This is a genomic window from Sporolactobacillus sp. BBK16-2 (assembly GCF_059878335.1).
Map to the genome: position 1 here is coordinate 3,416,565 of NZ_CM187611.1, position 25,917 is coordinate 3,442,481.

The 25,917-nt window shown below is 45.5% G+C and carries 25 protein-coding genes; 7 read left to right on the forward strand and 18 right to left on the reverse strand.

The window, feature by feature from the left end; genetic code table 11:
• Window positions 1–89 precede the first annotated feature (89 nt).
• Window positions 90–1,115 carry an NAD(P)-dependent oxidoreductase gene (locus AC6F33_RS16840; protein WP_255747871.1) on the reverse strand — a complete coding sequence of 342 codons (1,026 nt, stop codon included), beginning with the start codon at window positions 1,113–1,115 and terminating at the stop codon, window positions 90–92.
• A gap of 500 nt (window positions 1,116–1,615) precedes the next feature.
• A complete protein-coding gene (locus tag AC6F33_RS16845) occupies window positions 1,616–2,389 on the reverse strand; it encodes an outer membrane protein assembly factor BamD (RefSeq protein WP_255747873.1) in 774 nt (257 codons plus the stop codon).
• Between the two features lie 181 nt (window positions 2,390–2,570).
• Between AC6F33_RS16845 and AC6F33_RS16850 the strand changes: the two genes are divergently transcribed.
• Window positions 2,571–3,470, forward strand: coding sequence for an SDR family oxidoreductase (locus AC6F33_RS16850; protein ID WP_255747943.1), 900 nt, complete (start codon window positions 2,571–2,573; stop codon window positions 3,468–3,470).
• 271 nt (window positions 3,471–3,741) lie between these two features.
• On the opposite strand, the gene AC6F33_RS16855 is transcribed toward AC6F33_RS16850, so the two are convergent.
• The gene (locus AC6F33_RS16855; RefSeq protein WP_500777483.1) at window positions 3,742–4,926 is read right to left on the reverse strand and encodes a pyridoxal phosphate-dependent aminotransferase; all 1,185 of its coding nucleotides are present in this window, start codon (window positions 4,924–4,926) and stop codon (window positions 3,742–3,744) included.
• A 253-nt stretch (window positions 4,927–5,179) separates the two neighbouring features.
• On the opposite strand from AC6F33_RS16855, the gene AC6F33_RS16860 reads away from it, so the two are divergent.
• Entirely contained in the window at window positions 5,180–6,766 is a 1,587-nt protein-coding gene (locus tag AC6F33_RS16860) for an amidohydrolase (protein WP_500777484.1), read from the forward strand.
• Window positions 6,767–6,858: 92 nt separating this feature from the next.
• Window positions 6,859–7,170: a DUF4181 domain-containing protein gene (locus AC6F33_RS16865; RefSeq protein WP_500777485.1), complete on the forward strand. Its 312-nt coding sequence runs from the start codon at window positions 6,859–6,861 to the stop codon at window positions 7,168–7,170.
• Window positions 7,171–7,176: 6 nt separating this feature from the next.
• Here AC6F33_RS16865 and AC6F33_RS16870 read toward each other — a convergent pair whose 3' ends face one another.
• Genes AC6F33_RS16870 through AC6F33_RS16885 form a run of 4 tightly spaced genes read right to left on the reverse strand, consistent with a single transcriptional unit; the run spans window position 7,177 to window position 9,862 of the window.
• A complete protein-coding gene (locus tag AC6F33_RS16870) occupies window positions 7,177–7,689 on the reverse strand; it encodes a DNA-deoxyinosine glycosylase (protein ID WP_500777486.1) in 513 nt (170 codons plus the stop codon).
• Between the two features lie 25 nt (window positions 7,690–7,714).
• On the reverse strand, window positions 7,715–8,440 hold the full coding sequence (locus AC6F33_RS16875) for a polymer-forming cytoskeletal protein (RefSeq protein ID WP_500777487.1): 726 nt from the start codon (window positions 8,438–8,440) through the stop codon (window positions 7,715–7,717).
• A gap of 28 nt (window positions 8,441–8,468) precedes the next feature.
• On the reverse strand, window positions 8,469–9,197 hold the full coding sequence (locus tag AC6F33_RS16880; protein WP_500777488.1) for a hypothetical protein: 729 nt from the start codon (window positions 9,195–9,197) through the stop codon (window positions 8,469–8,471).
• Entirely contained in the window at window positions 9,194–9,862 is a 669-nt protein-coding gene (locus AC6F33_RS16885) for a YhbD family protein (protein WP_500777489.1), read from the reverse strand. The genes AC6F33_RS16880 and AC6F33_RS16885 overlap by 4 nt, the downstream gene beginning before the upstream one ends.
• Before the next feature lie 191 nt (window positions 9,863–10,053).
• Here AC6F33_RS16885 and AC6F33_RS16890 point away from each other — a divergent pair, with 191 nt between their 5' ends.
• Together AC6F33_RS16890 and AC6F33_RS16895 are read left to right on the forward strand one after the other, a co-directional pair.
• Window positions 10,054–11,400: an amino acid permease gene (locus AC6F33_RS16890; RefSeq protein ID WP_500777490.1), complete on the forward strand. Its 1,347-nt coding sequence runs from the start codon at window positions 10,054–10,056 to the stop codon at window positions 11,398–11,400.
• 196 nt (window positions 11,401–11,596) lie between these two features.
• Entirely contained in the window at window positions 11,597–12,571 is a 975-nt protein-coding gene (locus AC6F33_RS16895) for a LacI family DNA-binding transcriptional regulator (protein ID WP_500777491.1), read from the forward strand.
• 30 nt (window positions 12,572–12,601) lie between these two features.
• Here the strand turns inward: AC6F33_RS16895 and AC6F33_RS16900 are convergent, their stop codons facing one another.
• The 3 genes from AC6F33_RS16900 to AC6F33_RS16910 all read right to left on the reverse strand — a co-directional run bounded on the left by AC6F33_RS16900 (window position 12,602) and on the right by AC6F33_RS16910 (window position 15,773).
• Window positions 12,602–13,843: a DUF2075 domain-containing protein gene (locus AC6F33_RS16900; RefSeq protein ID WP_500777492.1), complete on the reverse strand. Its 1,242-nt coding sequence runs from the start codon at window positions 13,841–13,843 to the stop codon at window positions 12,602–12,604.
• 94 nt (window positions 13,844–13,937) lie between these two features.
• Window positions 13,938–14,891: a peptide-methionine (S)-S-oxide reductase MsrA gene (gene msrA, locus AC6F33_RS16905; protein ID WP_500777493.1), complete on the reverse strand. Its 954-nt coding sequence runs from the start codon at window positions 14,889–14,891 to the stop codon at window positions 13,938–13,940.
• Window positions 14,892–15,050: 159 nt separating this feature from the next.
• Complete coding sequence (locus AC6F33_RS16910; RefSeq protein WP_255747905.1) at window positions 15,051–15,773, reverse strand: LbetaH domain-containing protein; 723 nt, start codon at window positions 15,771–15,773, stop codon at window positions 15,051–15,053.
• A 348-nt stretch (window positions 15,774–16,121) separates the two neighbouring features.
• On the opposite strand from AC6F33_RS16910, the gene AC6F33_RS16915 reads away from it, so the two are divergent.
• Entirely contained in the window at window positions 16,122–18,509 is a 2,388-nt protein-coding gene (locus tag AC6F33_RS16915) for a phosphoketolase family protein (protein ID WP_500777494.1), read from the forward strand.
• 93 nt (window positions 18,510–18,602) lie between these two features.
• Here the strand turns inward: AC6F33_RS16915 and AC6F33_RS16920 are convergent, their stop codons facing one another.
• Window positions 18,603–19,433 (reverse strand): ROK family protein, encoded by an 831-nt coding sequence (locus AC6F33_RS16920; RefSeq protein WP_255747909.1) that lies wholly within the window; start codon window positions 19,431–19,433, stop codon window positions 18,603–18,605.
• 294 nt (window positions 19,434–19,727) lie between these two features.
• Window positions 19,728–19,892, reverse strand: a complete 165-nt coding sequence (locus AC6F33_RS16925; RefSeq protein ID WP_255747911.1) for a hypothetical protein — start codon at window positions 19,890–19,892, stop codon at window positions 19,728–19,730.
• Between the two features lie 175 nt (window positions 19,893–20,067).
• On the opposite strand from AC6F33_RS16925, the gene AC6F33_RS16930 reads away from it, so the two are divergent.
• A complete protein-coding gene (locus AC6F33_RS16930) occupies window positions 20,068–20,589 on the forward strand; it encodes a GNAT family N-acetyltransferase (protein ID WP_500777495.1) in 522 nt (173 codons plus the stop codon).
• A 121-nt stretch (window positions 20,590–20,710) separates the two neighbouring features.
• Here AC6F33_RS16930 and AC6F33_RS16935 read toward each other — a convergent pair whose 3' ends face one another.
• The 6 genes from AC6F33_RS16935 to AC6F33_RS16960 all read right to left on the reverse strand — a co-directional run bounded on the left by AC6F33_RS16935 (window position 20,711) and on the right by AC6F33_RS16960 (window position 25,844).
• Window positions 20,711–20,923: a hypothetical protein gene (locus AC6F33_RS16935; protein WP_480952920.1), complete on the reverse strand. Its 213-nt coding sequence runs from the start codon at window positions 20,921–20,923 to the stop codon at window positions 20,711–20,713.
• A gap of 229 nt (window positions 20,924–21,152) precedes the next feature.
• Window positions 21,153–21,968: an ABC transporter permease gene (locus AC6F33_RS16940; RefSeq protein WP_255747916.1), complete on the reverse strand. Its 816-nt coding sequence runs from the start codon at window positions 21,966–21,968 to the stop codon at window positions 21,153–21,155.
• The gene (locus AC6F33_RS16945) at window positions 21,968–22,990 is read right to left on the reverse strand and encodes an ATP-binding cassette domain-containing protein (protein ID WP_500777496.1); all 1,023 of its coding nucleotides are present in this window, start codon (window positions 22,988–22,990) and stop codon (window positions 21,968–21,970) included. The genes AC6F33_RS16940 and AC6F33_RS16945 overlap by 1 nt, the downstream gene beginning before the upstream one ends.
• A 254-nt stretch (window positions 22,991–23,244) precedes the next feature.
• The gene (locus AC6F33_RS16950) at window positions 23,245–23,745 is read right to left on the reverse strand and encodes a shikimate kinase (RefSeq protein ID WP_480948167.1); all 501 of its coding nucleotides are present in this window, start codon (window positions 23,743–23,745) and stop codon (window positions 23,245–23,247) included.
• A 6-nt stretch (window positions 23,746–23,751) separates the two neighbouring features.
• The gene (locus AC6F33_RS16955; protein ID WP_500777497.1) at window positions 23,752–24,645 is read right to left on the reverse strand and encodes a prephenate dehydrogenase; all 894 of its coding nucleotides are present in this window, start codon (window positions 24,643–24,645) and stop codon (window positions 23,752–23,754) included.
• On the reverse strand, window positions 24,642–25,844 hold the full coding sequence (locus AC6F33_RS16960) for an MFS transporter (RefSeq protein ID WP_500777498.1): 1,203 nt from the start codon (window positions 25,842–25,844) through the stop codon (window positions 24,642–24,644). Before AC6F33_RS16960 ends, AC6F33_RS16955 begins: the two co-directional genes overlap by 4 nt.
• Between the last annotated feature and the right edge of the window lie 73 nt (window positions 25,845–25,917).

Genomic DNA, 25,917 nt, shown 5'->3' on the forward strand with positions numbered 1-25,917 from the left:
TCACCCTAATTGATGACACCGTCAACATGCGCGTTATTTCAAAAAAACAGCCCCGCTCATGAGCGGGGCTGCCTTATTGAAATCAATTATTATTTTGCAGCTGGTTGCGGAAGTTCAACTTCAGCGCGGCCGAGGCTTTCGCCTTTGACTGCAGCATTGAAGTTATCATAGCTTGTTGAAATCATGTTTGAAACGGCTACGTCCGTCATTGCAGCAACGTGAGGTGTGATCAATACCTTAGGATAGAGTTCAACCAATTCTTTGATCGTAGCATCTGGGAATTCAGTGCCGTCAGAGAAGTCTTTGCCGAAGAAACGTGCTTCGTCAGTCAATACATCGGCACCGAAGCCTTCGAGTTTACCACTCTTGATTGCTTTAACGACAGCAGCTTCGTCAACAATTTCGCCACGTGCAGTGTTGACCAGAATGGCGCCCTTTTTCATTTTGCCGATGAAGTCTTCGCCGACAAAGTTTTCGTTCTTGCCAGGGAAGTATGGAAGGTGCAGGCTGACAATATCAGATTCAGCAAGCAGTTCATCCAATTCCTTGAATTCAACCAATTTCTTAGCGAAGTCGCTTTGGAAAATATCGTAACCGAGCAATTTTGCGCCGAGACCTTTATACAATTCTGCTTCAACGCAGCCGATATGGCCTGTTCCGACAATACCAACAGTAACTTTATGAACTTCGTGGCTGAAATTCGTTTCCGTTACAGTAAAGTTCAGTTTCGAAGTGCGGGCAGTTGTATAAACTGTGTGGCGAAGAAGTGCTGTTCCAAGATAAACAGCCAGTTCTGCAATTGCGTTCGGTGAATAAGCAGGAACACGAGCAACTTTCAATCCAAGATCAGAAGCTGCTTGCAGGTCGATATGGTTAAAGCCGGCGGTACGTGTAAATACGTATTTGATGCCGTATTCACTGAATTTTTCAAGGTTTGCACGGTCTGCGAGACAGTTAACGAAAAGCAGTACGCCGTCGTGACCCTTTGCAAGATCACCGTTGTCGGCAGTCAGCAAGTCATTAACCAAAGTCAATTCATAACCGTATTTGTTCAATTCACTGTACAAATGTTCTTCGTAAGGTTCTACACCATACGCAATGATTTTAAAAGCCATGCTTAAACATCCTCCTAAAGAAAGTTTATTCTACACCCGATGTTTCTGAACAGCGGGAGTTGTAACCTGAACAGCTTGATTCGTGATTCCTTTCACAATAAAGAAAAAAGTTTTCTACCTACTCATCACATACTATTCCAAGAATCTTAGTTTAACCACTTTTATGTGAATGATTAGGAAATCTTATTTCACGTTAAAAGTATAACATTGCCTCGTTAATGTCACAATTAGAAAAAAATGATTTTTTTGTGAAAACTGCACTTGTTTATCTTTACCTGCTCATTTTCAATATTATCGTTACCTTAAGCTACCCTAAAAAGCTTAGTTACAAACAATTGTATGCTTTAACCGACACAAGGTGCGGCGAATCGATTAAAATTTATTTTCAGCTTCCTTCCTTTATCCACCTTGAATTTTTGCACGATTAAATAAAAGGACCCACAAGCAGCGCTTATGGGTCAAAACAGTATGATCAATACCGATCAATTTTAAGAATTAATTCATTTAATTTCCTTGTACGTATTACTGAGCAGATCAAGCTGAGTGACCTTTCCCGAACTTTTATAGTATCTGAAAAATCCTGCGGACGGAGCAGTATTGGGATCCGCCGCACTGTCATTCGTATGGTTTTCGCGCAGCTCCATTGAATAATAAGCCCCATTGTCAGTCGTATCGACGTAAACTTCATCCGGCGTATAGCCTGCTGCCTTAATCACAGCCGCTTCCGCTTGCTTCTGCGTCACCGTTTCACCAGAACTATTTGAAGTATTGCTCGATGAACTGCCCGATGATGCAGAAGATGACGACGATGATGAACCATCTGTACTGCTCGACGAAGCAGCCGTCGAGCTGCTTTCTGACGAGGTTGACGATGAGCTCTGGGAAGCTTGACTCGATGAAGTTCCCTCAGCATTCTGTTGTTTTGCCGCCATCACTTTGTCTCTTAACTCCCTTGCATCTTTTCTCAATGCACCTGATCCATTTTTTTGAAGAATGACTGCATTTAATGACGTAATCGCTTGATCCGGATGATCCATCATTGACTTTGCAACCAGAAAATTATTGGTTTGAGCGGATAATATGGTTGCCTTTTGATCTTTTTTCTTATAGCTTAATGCCTTTTTAAAATAGCCTGCCGCAGCATCATAATCCTTTGAAACAAGAGCAGCCTGTCCTTTTTTCATTGCCTGATCATAGGCTTGATCTTCCTGATTGGCGCAGCCGCTCAGAACAAGGGCTACAATCATCGTTATAACTAACAGTGTCTTTTTCATGTCTGCCTCCAGCTCAAATGACGTTGTGTCTTCTATATAGTATCATTTTTCTCTCGTTATTTGACCTCTTTCTCTGATTATCGGCAGATTTCGGGAATTTATCAGCCGCTCAATAATAATAGGCACTTACCCCATTCATTTGCATATACTGTGTGAAATCAATAGGGAGATGATTTGAATGATGAAACCTGTCATTCCATATTATGGTTCAATGACTGATTGCAAAGAAGTCCCGATTACCTTTCCACCGCAGCATCAGGACCGGCAGCCCGGACTAGAATATCTCATGAATCCGCAGCCGATTTTTGACAATCCAAATTATATTGGTACTGGAAAATTAACAGGTAAAATTGCCATCATTACCGGAGGGGACAGCGGTATTGGTCGTGCCGCTGCCGTCGCTTTTGCAAAAGAAGGTGCCGATTTGGTTCTGGTTTACCTAAACGAAAATCAAGATGCAAAAACAGTTCAGGATGCGGTGCAAAAAATTGGTCGGAGATGCCTCCTTCTTCCAATTGATTTGCGTGAACGAAATGCCGGCGAACAAATTGTCACCCGAACACTGGAAACATATGGGCATATAAATATTTTAATTAACAATGCAGGTGTTCAGTTTCCCCAGCCTTCACTTGAGGCAATTACAGATCAGCAGCTTGAAACAACCTTTAATGTTAACATTGAATCGTTCTTTCGGCTCTCGCGAGCAGTTGTGCCGCATCTTCACAGCGGAGACAGTATTGTCAACACAACTTCCGTGCAAGCGAATATCGGAAGCAGCCAGTTAATTGACTATGCCTCGACAAAAGGCGCGATTGTCAGCTTTACACGGGCACTTGCCCACAATCTTGCCGACAAAGGCATTCGCGTGAACGCTGTCGCTCCGGGACCGATCTGGACTCCGCTTCAACCTGCTTCATGGTCGGCGGACGTCGTTAAGACTTTAGGCGCAGATACACCAATGAAACGTGCCGGTCAGCCCTACGAACTTGCACCTGTTTATGTTTTACTCGCTTCCGATGACGGATCCTATATTACCGGACAGACCATCCATGTGAACGGCGGACAGACGATGGCTTCATAACTTAATTTTCACCGCTGTTTTCTCTAGACAACAAAAAAACTCTCCCAGTGAACACTCAACACGCGTAAGAGAGTTTATTTTTTGATATCTTGCCTATCTTCTAGACACTACTCATTTGATGGACTTCAGCACCTTCCGTATGAGGTTGCTGAAGCTTCGTTAAACCAGCCCCCTACCTTCTCTTGATAAACGTTTAAGCTGTTCCATGTTCCACGATTATAACGTAGTTTAAGCATTGAAGGAACCGAACGCTCCATGCAAAGGCAATGAATTACTGATAATCCTTTGCCAGCTTTTCAAATGCAGCAAGCGAGCGTTCCACTTTTTCCGTTGGAATGCAATAAGCCATACGGAAGTAACCCGGGCAGCCGAAGCTGTCTGCCGGTACAAGAATCAAATCGTATTTTAATGCACGCTTGCAGAAGGCGACCGCATCCTCTTCCAAGGCCTTCGGAAAGATATAGAAGGTACCGCCCGGTTTCACGCATGAGAAGCCGAGCTTCGTAAGCCCTTCATAGAGAATGTTCATATTTGTTTCGTAAACCGACAGATCGGCAGTCATATCGAGCACTTCAGCAACTGCCAGCTGAATCAGCGAAGGCGGACAATTGTGGCCAATGCCGCGCGAGATTTGGCCGCACATGTTCACGATCAGCGCCGCATCCGGACCATTCGGATTGACGGCTACATAGCCAATGCGTTCTCCCGGTAGCGACAGTGATTTACTGAATGAATAGCAAGTGATTGTATGTGTATAGTATTTGGCCGTGTAAGGTGCATCCACATGCTCAAAAACAATTTCACGATAAGGCTCGTCCGAAATGATATAAATATCGTGACCATATTCCTTTTCTTTCTGTGACAAAAAGGACGCGAGTTTCTTGATCGTTTCCGTCGAATATACTGTTCCTGATGGATTGTTAGGTGTATTGATCAATACGGCAGCTACCTTCGGCGAGAGCATTTTTTCAAACGCTTCAAAGTTAACTTGCATTGTTTCCGTATCCGGCGGAACAACCTTCAAGACGGCACCAAGTCCATGCACGTAAGGTGTATATTCCGGGAAAAACGGTGCAAATGTGATCACTTCATCGCCTGAGGTCGCAACCGCACGCAATGCGTGAGCAAGCGCGCCTGCCGCGCCGGACGTCATGAAAATATGCTCTTTTTTGTAATTCAGGCCGAATCGTCGGGAAAGCGAAGCCGCGACCTTCTCACGAACAGAGGTGATCCCAAGACTCGGACTGTATCCATGGACAGCCATAGAATCCTTGTTTGATGCGAGTTCTACCAGCTTATCGGTAAATGCTTGAGGAACCGGTACCGACGGATTGCCTAAGCTATAATCAAAGACATTTTCATAACCTATTTGTTTCGCTCGTTCCGTGGCATATTCCGCAAGTTCACGAATCACCGACTTCTGACTGAGCATCTGCTTAAATTCTTCAGCAATCATGTATGAATCCCTCACTTTTTTTACAGTAGACATTTCTATTGTGAACGGCACAAAAGCCGTCTTATTCTTTACCCAGTACTGTTATTATACCGATCTTAACAGACGATTTCTATCAAATCCCGAGAAATAGTTTCGCAAATTGACGCAATAAAGCGTTCAGTAACGGGCTTGAGGTTGTGCATCAGCGCCTTTTCGCTTATGTTTAACTTAAATAGAACGAATGGTGGACACCATTCAAATGAGGTGCCGCAAATTGAAACTATGGATGAACGGAACATTCTACATGATGAACAAGCCGGGGAAGACTGCGACCTGTGTGCTTACCGAAAAGGGCAAAATAATTGCTTTAGAAGAACAAGCGGCCGCTATGGCTCAAGAGCGCGGTGCAGAAAGGATTGATCTTCAGGGCGGGATCGTTTTTCCCGGCTTTGTTGACAGTCATCTGCATTTGCTCTGGTACGGCCAAGCATTAGATCGCCTGAATCTTTACGGCTATTCAACGAAGAAGGCATGCATGGAGGCAATTAACGAGCGCGCAGCTCAGTTAAAGGATGGAGAGTGGCTGTTTGTCGAAGGCTACGATGACAACAATTTAAACGACAGCTCGCAGCTGCTGACGCGACTCGATCTTGATAGGATCAGCGATGTGCATCCGATTCTCGTGCGCCGGATTGACTACCATACTGTAAGTATCAATACTCCGTTCATAAAAGAAATTGGGCTCAAGCGCGGCCAAGTATTTGAAGGCGGCGGTATGATTGACTTGGATGGAGAGGGAGTGCCAACCGGTGTTTTGCGCGATGAAGCTTCAATGCTTGCCATCGATCGATTCCCGTCCGAAAGCCAAAAAGAGCTGGAGCGGCTGATTAAACTAGCTGTCAATGATTTGTGGAAAAAAGGACTGGTCGGCGCACACTCGGAGGATCTTCACTATTTTAATGGTTTTGAAGGTACCGTTCGCGCATTCCGCAACACGCTCAACGAGAATTACCCGTTTCGAGCACATCTGCTTGTTCATCATAGAGAATTAAATGCCTATCTTCAGGCTCCGGAAGCGCTCAAAACATCTGATCCATTTGTTGCGCTCGGCGCTATGAAAATCTTTTATGACGGCACGGTCGGATCTCATACCGCCTTCATGACTAAGCCATACGCTGGGGAGCCGCACAACTACGGTCTAAAATTTCATGAGGATGATGTGTTTGAAGATCTTGTGCGTCAGGCGCGCGCCGCGCAGCTGCCGGTCGCCATTCACATTATTGGCGACCGCGCCTTCGAGCAGGTGATTCGCGTTCTAAAAAAATACCCGCCGCTTCCGGGTCAAAAAGATCGCATGATTCATACGCCGTGGCTCCGTCCGCATATGCTGGATGCGGCGCAAGGCATGCCGCTTATTTTTGATATTCAGCCGCAATTCATGAGCAGTGATATGCCATGGGCGCTGGACGTGCTCGGGCCGACTTTCCCGCCGCTCGCTTTTGCATGGAAAGCGATTCAGAAAAGAGGATTCACGATTGCCGGCGGCAGTGATGCGCCGATCGAAGTGCCAAACCCTTTCTTGGCCATCCACTCAGCAGTAACGCGTACATGTAATACAGACTTAAATGGAAAACGCTATTTTCCCAACGAAGCATTAAGTGTTTTTGAAGCGATCGCACTCTACACAACAGGAAGCGCCGCCGCATGCGGTCAAGAAGAGGCGCGCGGCACGATTGAGATCGGCAAAGCAGCTGACTTCACAGTTCTCGATCAAGATCCCTTTTCGCTTGATCCCGCCGACCTGCGCAGCATTTCCGTGAGCAAAACGATTGTTAACGAGCGCATTGTCTTTGAAAAATAGGCATCCTTATTTATATTTTCTTATCCCGTAGAGGTGTTCCTTATGAAAATAATTCTATTTTCATTGTTGGTTTCATTCTTTTCACGATTGATATGCTTGTGGAGCACTACCTAAAGAAAAAGTATAGCATCGTGAAAAGCAAGGGCTGGATCTATCACACGTTTAATAGAATTCATTCCGGTTTGGAAGTTATTTTGTTCATTCTACTCATCATTACTCTTATTTTCTTCAATGCCGCGGCCATGGGCATCCTTGCTTATGCAACTTTGAACAATGCGCTGCGCGCCTGGATGGAATGGAGATATGAGCATGAGGAAAAACACTATCTGCTTTCGCTCTCATCGGCCGTTTTTCTGGCAGCTTTTTTGATCATGGTTGTTGCGACACGCATCCTTCCGATCTAAGAGCGTTCACGAGTACTTTTTAATCTTCGACCATTCTTCGATTTTCTCGTTCAGTGTTTTCGGATATCGAGAAGGCGTCGGACTGGTCGACGGCATTTTCATCAAGTCTATGCTGTTTGGGATCAACGCTTTAAAATGCTTTTTAAATACGGCAAAAGACTTGCTTCCGTTAAAAGCGATCGCTCGGATGTCCGGATATGCGCGAAGCAAGCCGGGAATATTGTTAGGCTCTTCGTCTTTAATTGCAGAGTCAAGGCTGCCTTGGCGCTTGCAATAGTGAATGGAATCCCACAGTGCGATCTGATGTTTCTTAACAAAATTCGTTTTCTCAGCATAGGATGGGTTCACGTATTCCTGGTTAAAAAGTGCGTACATGATCCGCCAAAATTGGTTGCGCGAATTGGCATAGTATTGCTGCTTCGTCAAAGATTCAACGCCGGGCATCGACCCTAAAATCAGAACACGCGCATCTTTTCCAATAATTTTCGGCATCGAATAGATCGGCTCATTCGTGTTCATCAACTTTCCCCCCCTCTGATTCCCGTTATTCTTTCACCGCAGATTGCACTGTAGCTTTATCATCTTTTTTATAGTCACTCTTATAATACACTCGTCCAATGGAACAGCCTGCGCCAATGGACACGTGATTACCTCTTACGACTTTCGCTTCGGTATCCTCAAGAACAATATTGTCGCCTTCAATCGTATCGGCAATCAGTTTTCTTTTGCTGAACGCATTCAAAAGCTGGCCGAACAGAGCGGATGTAAAACGAGAATGGACGTTTAGCGTCCCACATCCGATCTCCTTAATATGAGAAGCCATGCCGGACAAGGCAATATCAATACGCTCTGCGCTGCATAATCCACCGATTTTCACCGGCCCCTCCGCAATAAATTCCTCAGCCTCTAAATCGCCGTCGACCGACAAAATGCCTGAAACACGTACATTTTCACCATGAATGGAACCAAGCACCTTGCCCCTGCCGTTAATTTGAATGCGTTCGCCCGAGACATCTTCCTCTGTTTTGCATGAGCCATTGATGATGATTGACTCAGCAATTAGTCGTTTTTCAACGACTGCCGAACCGCTGATCACAACGTTCGATGCCTTTGCGTCACCAGTGATGCGGCCTGAACCATTAATATTAATACTGTTGCAAATCAAGTCGCCTTGAATCTTACCGCTTCCGCTGATCTTTACATCCTCATAACAGCCGCCTGGTGCACTTCCGGACCCAGAAATTGATAAATTCTTCTTTTTCTCAGCCATACTCATTCTCCTCCACTTCGAAATTTAATTAATTCGTCTGATTGTCCAAACGGACGACCTTTCCAACATCAAAATGGCCGCTTGTCTTATAGGACCCGGAGTACTCAACACGGTCAATCGCGCATCCATCTGCAATTTCTACATCAACACCGCGGACAATTTTGGCTTCGGTAAATTCCAAAGAGACATGATCGCCTTCAATCGTTTCCGCACGTAGCCGCTTTGTAGGTGCGGCACTGAAAATCGTATGTTTTCGTTTAACTGAGACACGTCCGGCGCCGATTTCGTTCACATAATTATCTGTATTTATTTTGAGCGTAATATCGATATCATCACAATTCAGCATGCCTTCGACGTTTATTCCACCGCGCATATCAAGCGTTTCCAAAGACACATCGCCCGCTGCATGAAGCATTCCGCGTACTGTCAGGTCTTCGCCTGTGAGATTCCGCTCGGCAAATAATTCCCCGTATATAGATGCCTGCTTTAACGCGCAATCACCCTTAACGCGCGTCTCACCCATAAACCGAGATTCTGCTGCAGCCAGTCTTCCGCCAATGGCTACCTCACCCATATTACGGAAATAATCACTGCTAAGATCCCCTGACACGGAACATTCGCCCATCACTTTACAAGAATTCGCCTGAACAGAACCGTTAATGGTGCATTCACCCATTATGCTCACCTTATCAAAAACACCGCCGCTTGATTGTGTCTCTCCCATTACTTTTAAATTTTGCTTGTGGTCCTGGTTCATAGCTGCACGTCCTCCTTTGAAATTTCGTCTCGACTGGATTTTTCAATACATGCTTTGAGTGCCTCAACACCTGCAGAAATCAACTGTTTGTCAATAACCTTCACGCCGTCATCAAAATAAAGCGCGACATCATCTGCGGCAATGAAAACCATGGAAACGCCCATTTTTCGTATGAAATAAAGACAGCTGTTCTTATCATAAATTTTATGGCTGCTCTCTTTCAGCACGTTCAGCAAATCGTTTGCCTCAGCACGATTCATTTGACCCGCTTTCAGCATGTGATCAAGAAGGAACATCGCCAGCAAATCATGAAAGTCAAAACGATGCTGCACGGACCCGAATTCCTTGAAAATCGTAAGTGTAGCATTCGAAACAATGTTTCGATCAAGCAATTCGGTCTCGGATAAAACAATTTTTGTTACCGACTGCGGGGAAAACCGTTCAGCAAGCTCATCCAGCGACAGTGTATCTTTCATCTCGGAAATGGATTGAACACGTTTTAGAATCTTAACTTTCGGGAAAAAGGTCTCCTGCCCGGTAAATGTAGCTTTGCGAATGAACCATGCCTCTGGAATAAGCTGCTTTCTTTTCCAACGATACAGCTGTCCATAAGAAATCCCGGTCATTTCCAGTAAATCTTTCTTGGCAATCAATTCATCTTCCATATATGACTCCCCACTTTCTTAGCACTTTTAACAATATAACATAACACTGTTACGTTGTAAAATATTTCTTTATACTTAAACTCAATCAATTTTTTCATTCAATTTGCTATAATGAAAAAACGCTGTCTTTACACATATTTCTTTAAAGACACACAAAAAATAGAGACTGTAAACAGGAAGGAAATGAAGAAGTGACACAACAATTAGAAAGAAAGCTGAAAAATCGCCACATTCAGTTGATTGCAATCGGTGGCGCCATTGGTACCGGATTATTTCTCGGATCGGGAAAAGCAATCCATTTGGCCGGACCATCTATTTTGTTTGCTTACTTGATCATTGGAGTCGCATTATTTTTTGTCATGCGCTCACTGGGTGAACTGCTGCTGTCAAATACGGGATACACATCGTTCACAGACTTTGCTGTGGAGTATCTTGGCCCGTGGGCCGGTTTTGTAACCGGTTGGACCTACTGGTTCTGCTGGATTATGACGGCGATGGCTGATATTACTGCCGTCGGTAAATACATACAATTTTGGTTTAACGTGCCCCAGTGGCTTCCTGCCTTTCTTTGCCTCATCGTTCTGACCATTTTGAATTTGCTTACGGTGAAAATGTTCGGTGAAATCGAATTCTGGTTCGCCATTATAAAGGTCATTACAATTATCGCCCTTATTGTTCTTGGTTTGATTATGATCATTACCGGATTCAAAACAGATACCGGACATGCGTCTATTCAAAATCTTTGGTCGTACGGTGGATTGTTCCCGCATGGCATTAACGGATTCTTTCTCGGCTTCCAGATGGCGGTCTTTTCCTTTGTGGGCATTGAACTTGTCGGTGTTACCGCTGCTGAAACCGCAGATCCGGAGAAAAATCTGCCGCGCGCAATTAACAGCCTGCCGGTTCGTGTCCTGCTCTTTTATATTGGCGCACTGTTTGTTATGCTCTGCATTATTCCATGGACACAGCTGAACGCAGACAACAGTCCCTTCGTTAAGGTTTTTACGCTTGTAGGCATTCCCGCCGCAGCCGGAATCATTAATTTCGTTGTCCTGACTTCAGCGGCTTCGGCTTGCAACAGCGGTCTGTTCTCGACAAGCCGCATGCTCTACTCGCTAGGCCGTGAAGGCAGCGCGCCGAAGAGCTTCTCCGTCTTGGGCAAAAGCTCCGTACCCAGCACGGCGCTCATCAGCTCAACGCTTGCTCTCTCAGTAGGAGTCGTTCTTAACTACTTCCTGCCCGATATTGTGTTCACGCTCGTGACCAGCATTAGCGCCATCTGCTTCATCTGGGTTTGGGGCGTCATACTGGTTTCTCATATTATTTATTTAAAAAAGCGACCTGATCTTGCAGCCGCTTCCAAATTCAAAGCGCCGCTAGCACCATTCATCAACTGGGTCATACTCGTTTTCTTTGTCTTTCTGCTTGTCTTGATCGGCATGGCTTCCGACACGCGCGTTGCACTCTTTGTGACTCCGGTCTGGTTCTTGATTCTTGCCATCGCCTACTTGCTTCATCGCAAAAAAATGATCAATTAACACGAAAGATCGTCATGAAAAAGTTTCTGTCTGAACCGGCAGAAACTTTTTTATTTTGTTATCCCTTTCATTAATGAAAGTCAATGACAAATCCTTTTTTATCGAAAAATTAAGTTATACTAGTAAAAGGTGGAATTTCATCCATTTATTTAAAAAGATCACCAGGACACCCGCGCCAATGAGGAGGACCTCGACCGTGACAGAAAAACCAAAACTAGAAGACGTGGCAAAACTTGCCGGCGTCTCACCAACAACCGTTTCACGTGTGCTCAATAACCGAGGCGCGATCAGCGATAAGACAAGGCGGCGCGTGAATGATGCCATTGAACAGCTGAACTATCATCCGAATGAAATTGCACGCTCGCTGTTTGTCAGCAAGACACATTTCATAGGGCTCATTTTCCCGACAACCGGACATCCCTTTTATGGCGAGCTTGTCTTTCAAATTGAATCTATTTTATCCGACAAAAATTATAAAGTGCTGATTTGCAATACAATGGATCAAGCCGAAAAAGAGAATAAATACTTAAATATGCTTCTCGCCAATCAAGTAGACGGCATGATCGTCGGTGCACATAATATCGGCATTGAAACCTATCAACATGCGCATCTGCCCATTGTCGCGATTGACCGCAAAGTCTCCGATACGATCACGGTTGTCAGCAGTGATAATTATCAAGGCGGCCGAATGGCTGCGGAGGAACTGCTCCGCCAGGGCCGGACCAAGATTATTCACATTAACAGTGTGCTGCAGCGTGAAGCACTGTCCAGCTATCAGCGACGAAAAGGCTACGAAGATGTAATGACGGAGCACGGACTGCCTTTCAAAACGTATACAATGGATCTGCCTTTCGATACAGAAGTTAAGAAGCAGATTCTCTCATCAATTTTAGACAAACATCCCGACCTTGACGGCATGTTTCTTGGTGACGATATAACTGCGGCTATTGCATTGAGCATGGTCAGAAAACGGGAAAAAGATATTTTCATTGTCGGGTATGACGGAACGGAAACGATCACGACCTGTCTTCCCGAACTGACAACCATCGTTCAGCCCATTCGATCCATGGCTCAATTAGCTGTCGACCTTCTCTTAAGAGAAATAAATGATGATTTCACCGGCATCAAGAAAAATTATGTTTTGCCGGTGACTCTTAAGCGAGGGGAATAATACCGGGTATGACATCGCCCACTGAGATGACTACAAACGCTTTTTTTCCATTTGCAGTTCTGCCAATCTGTGTCTAAGCTTTGGATCGCTTGCATAGATGTACAAGCCGTGGACAGCCCGCGTCATCAAGACATTTATGGAATTCAGTATGATTTTTTCTTTAATGCCATCAGGATTTGCCAGATCGTCTCGTTTTACAAATGCGGCACCGTCCTCATAGTTTTCGATACGAATTTCGATTCGATCTGCGTGTTCGTCATAGGACACCGATGGACCGAGGATGACACCGGCATAGTTCAGGTCAAAACCTTGAATGGTATATACCGAGCCAACCTCATCAATCGTATCGGCGCGTTCCGCCCATGCCTGTTTTTCTGTCGGCTTCGAACGGTCCCACCGCACATGAAAATTCGGTTCGTCGATATAATAATCGCTGCCGTCTAAGGCATACGGATAGTCATAGGTTGCGATCAATCGTGAAAGATGGTACTGACTGTTTCGTGCCTTGATAATCTGGTACAGTTCGCCGGCATCCTGAAAAATGCGAAAATCAAAGTCTTGCTTATTAGGAAGCGGTAAAACTTCTTTATGTACAAATGCATGAATCCAGTTAAGGACATCCTTATCGGCGCACATGCGGAACTGATCAGTCAAATAAAAAATTTCGTGCGGAACACATCTCATAAATGCCTGAACCCTGCTTTCATCCCAATAGCTTTTCAGTTTCAATACTTGTTTTTCATCGAAGACCATGACCACTGTGCGGCTGCACTTTAAAATCTCTTCAAGCTGATTGTCCTGATTAAACCGGTTGTAGCGGTCACTTTTGGTCAAGAGAAGGTGAGCCTCGTCAATAAACACCACATCGGCGCGTGCTCCGAGCTTCTGCATCTTGTTGATGAAAGACGTCGGTCGAATAAAGTCTTTTTTGCGCATATTTGGCAGCTGCTCAGCAATTTCCTTGTACAACTTTATCATTTCCGAATGATTGACAATCAGGTAATTATTGGTACGCGCAAGCGAATCATCGGCACCTCCTGCTCGTGCCGCCGTCTGGATTTCATTGAACACCGAATTGAGCACGACGCTCTTTCCGGTTCCCGCATCACCCTGTATCATAAACAACGCTGTTTGGTCATTGGATACATGTGCTCTGCAGAAATCCATAATTTTTTGTTTCAGCCTCAGTTGCTGTTCCGAAAGCTTTTTAAATGGCGAAAGCTTAAATACCGCCTGGTTATGATCCTGTTGGTCCTTGTTCCTCTGCAGCATTGATCAAACGCCCCTTTTTTCCAATACTTTTCAGTGTAGACGATTTTTCATCAGAAAAAAAGAGCAGCCTCAAGACCACTCATTGTGCATCATTTTATTCAAAAAGCGCCAAATACTCACCGTAACCTTCCGTCTCCAAATCTTCTTTCGGAATAAATCGCAACGCGGCGGAATTAATGCAAAAACGATGATTCGTCGAAACAGACGGCTCAGGAAACACATGCCCTAAATGCGAATCGCCAAGTTTGCTGCGTACTTCATTGCGCTGCATGAGAAAGCTGTTGTCCGGAACCGTTACGATACGGTGCGTGCTGATTGGTCGGGTGAAGCTCGGCCAGCCGCAGCCGGCATCATATTGATCGGTTGTTGAAAATAATGGTTCGCCGGAAACAAGATCCACATAGATTCCGGGACTTTTATTGTCCCAAAATTCATTGTGAAACGGTGGTTCCGTTCCTTTTTTCTGTGTCACTTTATACTGAAGCGGCGTCAGCTTTTCCTGTAACTGTTTACGATCTTTTTTTGCGCTCCAGTGCTTCGCAATAAAATCCTCCCGCCCGGAGTTCTGGCGATAAAGCTTATAGCTCATCGGATCCTTGCGATAATAATTTTGATGAACGTCCTCTGCCGGATAAAAAGGTTCTGCCGGAACAATTTCGGTCACAATCGGTTTCCGGAAGCGTCCGCTTTCCTCAAGTGCTTTTTTTGACGCTTCGGCAAGTGCCTTCTGTTCATCACTATGATAAAAAATAGCTGTACGATACTGACTGCCCCGATCATGGAACTGTCCCTTGCGATCGGTGGGATCAATCTGCTGCCAGTACAGCCCAAGCAGCTTAACGTATGGGAAAACATCCGGATCAAACGTAATCTGGACCGCTTCGGCATGCCCGGTTTTTCCATAACATACTTCACGATAGGTCGGATTCTCCACATGGCCGCCGGTATAGCCGGACACGACGTCAACGATGCCCGGCTCCTGATCAAAGGGCTGCACCATGCACCAAAAACACCCGCCGGCAAATGTCGCCTTTTCCGTTCGACTCATCTAAATCACCTCATAATTGAAATCGGTTTCTTTATTAATTATTATATCATCCCCAAGGGCAAATCAAGAAATACGGGGCCAGGAGGTGTCGCATCCGTCACAAAGCGCGCAAAAAAAAGCGCTCCGCGGGAGAACGCTTCTCTTTACTTTCAGTTTTATTTACGGCTTCAGCTTCATTTTCTTGTTCGGTGTAAGGTTAAGTTCCTTGCCGCCCATCGATACTCGTGTTTCTTTTGGAATAAATCCGTGGGCGCGCGTCAATGGGAACACCCATGTATACGGCCCGATGCACGTTCCAGGTAAGGTTGCCGAATTGGCACCGATTCGGCTGAAATCGCCAAGCACACAACCGAAGAAATCAGTATCAAACTTTGTATACGTATCGCCGACCTTGACCCCGATGATACCCTGATCAAAACGCCTATTTGCAATAATCGTACCGGAACCGACACGTGCGCCTTGTCCAATGACCGAGTCGCCGGCAAACGTGAAGCTCTGTACCTTAGCACCGTTGCTGATAATTGCATGCTTCACTTCGCAGCCATGGCCGATCACACAGTTATTGCCGATCATCGTATACGGACGAATCAGCGCCCCGGACTGAATTGTGACGTTTTCGCCGATAATGACCGGTCCTTCAATGGTGACTTGCGAATGAATTTGTGTCCCCTTGCCGATCGAATAATTGCCGTGCAGATAGCTTCCCTCAGCAAGTTCTCCGTCATTCTTTTTCAGATTGTTGTTTTCCACACGTTGCTTTATAATTTCCGTCGCCTTTTGCAATGCTTCCCAAGGATACTCAACCCCTTGGAAAACTTCCGGAACGTAGAAGCTATCCATATTCTCAAAGAAATAGCTAAGCTTCAATTGTTCTTCACTCATGCTCATAACCTCCATTGCTTATGTTGAGATCTGTCTGCCATCTGTATTTTTAATAAGTGCGGTCATCAGAGCGTCCACGCCTATTGCTGCCTTGAATCACTTAACGGATCCTTCTCCATTATATCCATAACACGATATGTTTCACAGTGCTTTCATTGATAAGGTCAAGTACGCAGAAAACCAAACAGGAATCTGCTTCCCATTTAGCGAAAATAGACTTATGGTAAGAATAAAGCATTCCATGAATTAACCAGCATTTACTTATTTTTTTATCCCGCTTGACGAACACTATACTATCCGCACTATTGTACCAGTCAAACTTATTCCCGCTTTTGAAAGGAGCCGCGTATGATGAATGAATCAGTAGAAAAAATAGTGGACTACTCTTCTGAATCCTATCTGGATAAAGTTGATAAATATTGGCGTGCCGCGAACTATCTGTCCATCGGTCAAATTTACTTAAAAGACAACCCGCTGCTTGATCGGCCGATTGTGCCAAGCGACATTAAAGTTCATCCGATTGGACATTGGGGAACGATCTCCGGTCAAAATTTTATCTATGCCCATTTGAATCGAATTATTAACAAGTATGATGTGAACATGTTCTATATTGAAGGACCCGGTCACGGCGGACAGGTTATGGTTTCGAATGCCTATCTTGACGGCAGCTACAGTGAAATTTATCCGAATATCTCGCAGGATAAAGCAGGTATGCAGCGTCTTTTCAAACAATTTTCCTGGCCGGGCGGTGTTGCGTCGCATGCCGCTCCCGAAACCCCCGGATCCATTCACGAAGGCGGCGAACTCGGCTATTCCATTTCACACGGCGTCGGTGCCATTCTGGATAATCCGGATCAAATCGCTGCTGTCGTAGTGGGTGACGGCGAGGCTGAAACAGGACCTCTTGCCGCCTCGTGGCACGCAAACCATTTCATTAACCCAATATACGACGGCGCTCTTTTACCGATTGTCTATATTAATGGGTATAAATTAAGCAATCCGACCCTGTTTTCCCGAACTTCCGATGAGGATTTAAGAAGCTATTTTGAGGGATTAGGTTGGGATCCTTACTTTGTCGCAGGCAGCGATCCGCAAGCCGTTCATCCGGCCATGGCAAAAGTGCTGGACCAAGCCCTTGAAAAAATTAAAACCATCCAGAAAAATGCCCGAGATCATAACGATGCAGCTATGCCAAAATGGCCGGTCATCATCTTCCGAAGCCCTAAAGGCTGGACGGGACCGAAGATGTGGGAAGGCAAGCCTGTTGAAGATTCTTTTCGCTCTCATCAAATTCCCATTCCGGTTGACCAGCATCATTTGGAGCATGTGGATGCGTTAATCCAATGGCTGAAATCTTATAAACCGGAAGAACTGTTCAACTCGGACGGTTCCTTAAAAACTGAGATTGCTTCGATCATTCCTAAAGGAAACAAGCGGATGGCGGTCAATCCGATCACGAACGGAGGAATCGAACCGCGAGCGCTTCGTCTGCCGGATTATCGTCATTATGCGGTCGACATCCGGGAACGAGGCAGTCAAGTTGCTCAAGATATGATTATCTTAGGGAAGTATGTCCGAGATATCATCCCGCTCAATCCGCATAATTTCCGCATTTTCGGTCCTGATGAAACGGCATCCAATCGGCTGACATCTATTTTCGAAGTCACAAGCCGACAATGGTTGGGTGAAATTGATGAGCCTCGCGATGAATTCGTCGCGCCTTCCGGTCGGGTATTGGATGCACAGCTCTCCGAACATCAAGCTGAGGGCTGGCTTGAAGGATACATTTTGACCGGCCGGCATGGATTTTTTGCCAGCTACGAAGCGTTCCTGAGAGTTGTGGATTCGATGCTCACACAATATTTCAAATGGCTGCGCAAATCGAGTGAACTTGCTTGGAGAAAATCGTGTCCATCGTTAAACCTTATTGCTTCTTCAACGGTTTTCCAGCAGGATCACAACGGCTACACACACCAGGATCCGGGACTGCTCTCGCATCTCGCTGAGAAAAAGCATGAATATATTCGTGAATACCTTCCGGCAGACGCCAATACACTGCTCGCCGTCGCGAATAAACTGTTCCGGAGCCGAGACAAGATTAATTTAGTCGTGGCCTCGAAGCACCCGCGGCAACAATGGTTTTCCATTGATGAGGCCTCCGAATTGGTCGATAACGGATTGGGAATTATCGACTGGGCCAGTACCGATCAAGGAACAGAGACCGATCTCGTTATTGCAAGCTCCGGCACCGAACCGACACTGGAGAGTCTCGCCGCCATTCAATTGCTGCACCATGCTTTCCCTGAAATGAAAATTCGCTTCATTAATGTAGTGGATTTGTTGAAGCTGAAAAGTCCGAGAAAGAGTCCGAGAGGATTATCCGATCAAGAATTCGATCACTATTTTACAAAAAATAAGCCGGTACTCTTTGCTTTCCATGGCTATGAGGACTTAATCGAAGATCTGTTCTTTGGCCGTCACAACACAAACCTGACCGTACACGGCTATCGTGAAAATGGAGATATTACAACACCGTTTGACATGCGCGTGCTGAACCATTTGGATCGGTTCCATCTTGCCAAAACGGCAATTATGCTGCAGCCGAGCTATGCAGAGAAAGGCGATGCGTTCATTGCGCAAATGGATCGCATGATCGCCAAGCATAATCGCTACATCCGCGAGGAAGGTGCAGACCTTCCGGAAGTAGTGAATTGGGAATGGACACCGTTAGACTGACAACTTCGCCGGCAAATTTAAGATCATCATTTGAAACTCCCTCCTTCACCGGTTTAGTACCGGTCTAGGAGGGATTTTTGCATGCAAACCTATTTATTTTTCCAATTGATTTTTCGCCAGCAAAAAGCCGCCGATAATTCCTGCCTGATCGTTAAGTCCAACAGGCTGGATGTAGTTTTCTAAGTCAGGCAGATCCACATAGTCGTTAAGCATGTTCTTAAAATGCGCTCTGATCAGCTGAAATATCTGCTTCTGTTTCATGAGCCCGCCTCCCAGAATAATCCGTTCCGGACGCAGAACAAGTGTGTAACTAATCAGTGCTTGAGCAAGGTAATAAGCTTCAAGCTCCCAGACTTCGGACCGTTCGGCAAGATCAACACCCTTTTTCCCCCAACGCTTTTCAACTGCCGGACCGGAAGCCATCCCCTCCAGACAATCCTTGTGAAACGGACAATTTCCCTCATAGTTATCGTCCGGATGGCTGTATGCATTCAGAATTTTGCCTTGATTGACAAAGCCTCCGCCGATCCCGGTACCGATCGTCAAATACAGACAGCTTTTCGTACCCTTGGCGTTCCCCAAAACATACTCAGCATAGCCTGCCGCATTCACGTCCGTATTCCACGCGATCGGCACTTCATAATGACTGCTCAGATTCCCGACAAAATTAAAATTTTTCCAATGGGGTTTCGGAGTTGATGTAATATACCCGTAGGTGTTCGAATCCTGGTTAACATCAATTGGGCCAAAGGAACCGATACCGACCGCATCGAGTTGAAACTGATCGAAAAAACGAAAAATCGGCTTCATCGTTTCTTCCGGTTTCGTTGTCGGAACTGTAATCGTGTCGATGATATTCATTTGATGATCACCGATCGCCGCGATAAATTTTGTTCCGCCTGCTTCAATTGAACCTAATACCATATGCTCCACTCCCAAATGAATTTGTCATCACTCGATTACAAAGAAGCAGCCCCGATGTCGCACCAAGGCCGAATTCTTTATTTTTCTCCATACTACACGAGAAGCCTCTCACTTTTTTGATCACCACTGGTTACTTTGAGTACTGTGGTCCTACTTTTCGTTTTAAGTTTACCGTATCAAGGAGAAAAAGCGTAACTATTTAGGCTCGGAGCATCGCAAATCATATGTATACGTGATTAATACGTCTCACGTTCATTGTTTGGCCCATAATAAAAGTAAAGATCTTAGTGACCTTCATTTTTGATTCCTTTTCTGCTTCTGTGTCAGCATGACCGTTATGATCGCCGATACAAGGATGCCTGACACAAGGCACGGATACACAGCTTTAAAAACCAAACCTGTAATCATCCCTCCGATGACCCCAATACCCAATATTGTTGCACGCTCTTTTTTATCCATGTTCATTCCTCCATTTTTATTAGCAGCACATTGCCTTTATTTATTGTGTCATCTTTCAACGATTCCCTTGTTAAACACTAGTGTATTCATTGCCTCTTGTTGAACCTGTATCCTATAATGAGCATACATAGATTTTTTTGCAACAGGAGTATGAATTGCGATAGGGGGACCACGTTTGACTACTTATTTACGTAAGGCAACAAGCCATGATTTTCCTGCGATTAAAAAGATTATTGATGAGGCTAAGCTCTTATTGAAGGCTGATGGAATTGATCAATGGCAGGACGGATACCCAGACGACGCAACCTTGAAAGAGGATATCGCCCAGGAGATCAGCCATGTGCTCATCGTTGACGGACGAATTGCAGGTACCGGAGTTCTTTTTGCGAAAATAGAACCTGCCTATGAGGCCATTGAGTCCGGCTCTTGGATTCAAACGAGTGCATCCTCATATGCATCCATTCATCGAGTAGCGCTCTCTCCTGATTATCGCGGCCGTCATTTGGCTTCTTCGCTCATGACATTTCTCATTACTGCCGCTGCACTGAATGGCCATACTGACATCCGCATTGATACGCATCCTGAAAATCCCCGCATGCAGCATGTCATCAAGCAAGCAGGATTCGAGTATCGCGGCGTTGTTCATTTGGATATGCCGAACGGAAAACGATGGGCCTACCAGTTGGTATTAGCTTAATCTGTAAGACAGGAACATGACAAAAGAGCAGATCGCCTCGTGCAGATCTGCTCTTTCAATATGGAAATCGCGAATAGTTTTCCAAAAACAAGTAGTGACATTCTCTCAACTGCTTTCGGAATTATCTCGTGAACATCCATTTCACTAATTTCCAGATAGCTACAATGATCAAAATGATCAATAACCATTTCAGCATAAACCCGAAAAAGAGAAATAAAATCAGTGCAAGAATACCGACCGCAATCCACGCAAAGGCTGTAATTAACGCGCCGCCAACCACGATAAGCACGACAAAAACAATAATCGCTGCAATGAATCCAAAGATCATTCCCATTTTCATTCGTTCCTTTCGTGACACATTCGTAAGCCCTGTACGAGCTTGATCAGCGAAAAAATAATCCATTACTTATGCAGATCTAAGTCTATATGCTTACTATAATGCACGGCTGGAGTTTTGATAATGAGCGTGAGGCGGGGAATTCGCTACGCCTTAAGACTTATTTTCACGGATTCCATCACCGGCATATAAATGAATCAAATGATCGCAGGTTTAAAAATTAAGTTCAAGTACGGCGCATGTACGCGCGAACGGTAAGCGGAGCAAAAACAATTACAATAACTGCCGCACCGATAAGCGTCAATGCAAAATCCCAACCGAAGCTTCCGGAGTTCGTCAAATGCCGAACTGCTGTAATTAAATGCGAAACCGGATTGATGTCTGCAAACCATCGGAGCCAGCTCGGCATTGTTTTGACCGGTACAAACGCATTGGAAAGAAACGTGAGCGGAAACAGTACCAGCATTGAGATGCCCTGTACGCTTGAAGCTGTTCGCGCGATCACACCAAAAAACGCGAAGATCCAGCTGATTGCCCAGGAGCATACAATGACAAGAAGAGCGGCAAGTATGACATTTCCCAAGCCTCCGTCAGGACGGTAGCCCATGATATACCCCATGGAGAACGTGAGTACGGTCGCAATGGTATAGCGGATCGTATCCGCCAGCAGAGCTCCGGCAAGTGGGGCGATACGCGCGATCGGCAGCGACTTAAATCGATCGAATACGCCTTTATCCATATCCTCACGCAGCTGCACCCCTGTAACGATTGATGTCGTGATGACTGTCTGCACGAGGATGCCGGGAATAATAACCGGGAGATAGCTTTGTACATCTCCGGAGATTGCTCCGCCAAAGATATACGTAAACATCAGTGTAAAGATAATGGGTTGAAGTGTGACATCGAATAATTGCTCGGGTGTGCGCCGAATTTTCAATAATCCTCTGTAAGCCATCGTTAATGAATTGCGAAAAGTCTGTCCAAGGCTGGTGTTATTTTTCAGCCGGCGTTCGGATACCGGTGTAATGGAAGCGTTCTTCATCACTTAACCTCCTCGTTCATTTTTTTTCGTGCGTCCGTCTCCTCTGATGCGTCCTCCTTAACCCCATGACCGGTGATGGTCAGAAAAACCTCGTCGAGGGTCGGTTTCTGCACACTCATTTCAGCCAGCTTGATTCCGGCTTCCCGAAGTGCAATAAGAAGATCGGTAACCTTGTCTGCGTCAGCCATTGGTGCGGTGATCTTAGCGCCTTCCGGTGAAACGGCGGAATGAACACGAAGCACCTGTTCAACAGTCCGCCGCGCAAGCTCAGTATCTTGAGACTCCTGGATTCTCAATTGCAGCGATGAGCGACCGATTGAAGCTTTCAGCTCATCTGCTGTACCTTCCGCAACGACTCGCCCGCGATCAATGACCGCGATCCGATCCGCCAGTTCATCTGCTTCCTGCAAGTACTGCGTTGTCAAAAGCACGGTTGAACCTGTCTTGACCAATCGGCGAATGGTGTCCCACATTTGATTGCGCGTCCGCGGATCCAGTCCTGTTGTCGGTTCATCCAAAAAAATGAGCGGCGGCTGGGCGATCAGGCTTGCCGCCAGATCGAGGCGGCGGCGCATGCCTCCCGAGAAATTTTTCAACGGGCGTTTTGCAGCTTCTGTTAAGCCGAATTCTTCAAGCAATTCCGCTGATTTATGCTTTGCCTCTGCACGTCCTAAGCCGAGCAGCCGAGAGAAGATCACCAAGTTCTCGGTCGCCGTGAGCGATTCATCAACTGAAGCATACTGTCCTGTTACTCCGATCAATTGACGCACAATCTGTGGTTCCTTGACCACATCGTATCCGAATATTTTTGCTGATCCTGCATCTGGCCGCAATAAAGTCGCAAGCATTTTAATTGTTGTGGTTTTCCCTGCTCCATTCGGCCCGAGCACACCATAAATAGCTCCCGGCCTCACATTAAGATTGACGCCGTCAACAGCATAGTTGCTGCCAAACTTTTTCACTAATCCTTGCGCCTCAACGGCCCATTCGCTATTGTCTCGCATATTTTTATTTACGTTCATTTTCATTCCTCCTCTTTTTCCTACTATAATAATTGGAATCCAAATTTTTTATAATGAACGCGCGACGGGAATGTTCTCAACCCACAGACGGATCTTTTGTCGCTTCTTCTTCAAAAAAGATGATAGTTGCTGATGATGAACGGGAGATGAACACAAAGCAAGCTCACGCGCAGCAAATTTCTTATGATCACCTATTGTATAAAAAAGAAGCAAGACAATGAGATTCTCGCTTCTTTCTAGACCATGTATGAGGTTCACAACCTGATGCTTTGTTGAATTTCATTCACTATTTGTTCCGGAGACTTGTCATCTGTGACAACAACCAAATCAGCCGATTGTTCGTAATCATGTCTTCTGCGCTGATAGAGATCTTTTAATGCTTCGGTACCCTTTTGAACAAGAGGACGCGTTTGATCGCCGTTCAGTCGTTCGATAATCGACTCAAAGGAGGTTTTTAAGTAAATCACCGGAGCTTCGTTTTTCCCGAGCAGTTGTTGATTTTTTTCATTTCCGATCGTTCCGCCGCCCGTTGATAAAACGCCGGATTGACCGAGAGCTGCCGACAGGAGTTCTGTCTCCAGCACTCTAAAATAGGCTTCCCCATGCTCGGCGAAGATCTGATTTATTGTTTTTGATGCATGCTGCACGATAAGATCATCCAGATCAAGATGCCTTCGATGCGCACCATTTGCCAGCAATTTGCCTATCGTCGTTTTTCCGCTTCCCATAAAGCCGGTCACTATTGCTTCCACCATTTTTTATCACCTGAAACGATCTGAATTATATGTTTTATCTTGATCTAAGTTTATTCGTATCGCCTTCGCCTGACGAAAATAGCGGCAGATGTATTCCATATCACCCTTTTGAAGTGCCGTTTTCATTTCATCAAGATAAGATTCAAAACGCTCAATATCTTCAATCAGTATGTCCGAATTACTTTGCAAAATGGCTGTCCACATCTGTGGATCGGATGCGGCAATCCGCGTCGTGCTTTTAAATCCGCTGCTTGCATATTGCATTGGGAAATGCATTTGCTCCGCTTCACACTTTGTCCGATTAACGAGACCCGCCGCAAGAATATGCGGGAGATGGCTGAGCTGACCGACTATTCGATCGTGTACCTCCGCTGATAGCCGTTTCCAGCAGACGCCTAATCCGTTCAACAGTTTTGTTATTTGTTCCACGGCCTGCTCGCCTATTATATCCTCGTCATGAGGGATCAAAAAATAATTTGCCTCTTGGAACAGATCCGAACGTGCGGCATGAATGCCGCTTCGCTGCGATCCTGCCATCGGATGCCCCCCGATAAATGATATTCCTTGATGTATAAGCGGTGTCGACTGCTCCATGATTTCCTTTTTTGTACTTCCGACATCCGTAACGATAGTATCTCGCTTTAACTTAAGCTGCGACAATACGTTCAGATGCGCGAGGATTAAATCGACCGATGTCGCAAGAATGATGAAATCTGCTTGCCTCGCAATATCTTCTAATGCATCGCAGCCATCATCGATAATGCCTTGTCCTTTAGCAAACTCAAGAGACATCTGATTGGGATCAACGGCATAAATTTTAGCATTCGGCCATTGCTTTCTGATCCCCATTGCGAGCGATCCGCCAATCAGACCTAACCCGTCAATAACGATCGTTTTCATCGGACCAGAACGGCCTTCTGATTATCCGCTGTTTCCATGAGACGATGACCAATCATACATAAGACGAAAGAAAAGAGGGCGATCACACCGTCCGCACGCATGACGGCGGCAAAACTGTATTGAGAGAGTATACCGGTAATAATCGGGATCGTAAATGAAGCAAGACTGCCAAAAGAAAAATAAATACCTGTTATCTTTCCTTTTTTCTCCGGGAAAAGCTTGCCGAAAATATTCAAACCCACCTGCATGACACCGCCTGCGGCTGTCATACCGAAAAAGAACGAGCAAAGCGTAACGAGCATTGCATTACCGGAAAAACAAATGACAAGCAGGATCAGAAATGAAAGGCCATTCAAAATCGCTACAAATCTCATTTCATCAGTAATCCGGTGGAGCAAAATAAAGATTAACAGCACACCCGTGATTGATCCTATGCTGTAGAGCGACAAAAGAAAATGTGCAGAAAAATTGCTCATGTGCAGAACGCTAACGCCGAATAAGGTAATCCATTGCGTAAAGAGAATCATCATCGCCATGGAACAATATCCGTATAACGAGAGAATGATGAACAAGCCGATTCGTGCCCGCGAAATCCTCACTGCTCTCGTATTCGATGCGGCCTGACTTTTTTCCTGATACACTCGTTCCGGGAATCGAAGTTTAATCAGCATCAGCAGATTGATCAGAACAATTGCTCCAACGAAAAGAAAAATAATGCCGTACCAGCCATTGATGCTTTCATTAAAGGCAATCATGATCGGCAAGATGAATTCCCCAATCGACATTGCTGCTTTAATCAGAATATTGGCTGACCCATTTTCTCCCTTTAATTCAAGAAATGTAGGGTAAGTTCCGGAATCCAGTGCAGAGTTAGCAACCCCGAGGAGTATCGCTAGTAAATAAGCAATCTTAAAATCAGTGGTCACTGCCATGCCGAAAAGAGCAACCGCGTAGCTGATCATACCAAAGGCAATGAATGTTTTCCGTCCGTATTTGTCAGACAATGTGCCTAAAATGTAATACGCAAGCAAACGTCCGATTCCGATGCCGGAAACGACATAGGAAACCGTCGCGAGCGGCGTCTGCCAGCTCTCCGCCAATGCCCTCATGTTCTGCGTCAGGATGATTAAGCCCATTCCATGCACCAAATAATTCAGGTACAACACACTTTTCAAACGTAGATGCCTTGCGTTCTCCATCTTTTCCTCTCCTATCCCTTATCTATAATGAAAAATAAAAACCAGCCAATAGCGATCCGGCTGGTTTCGAGAA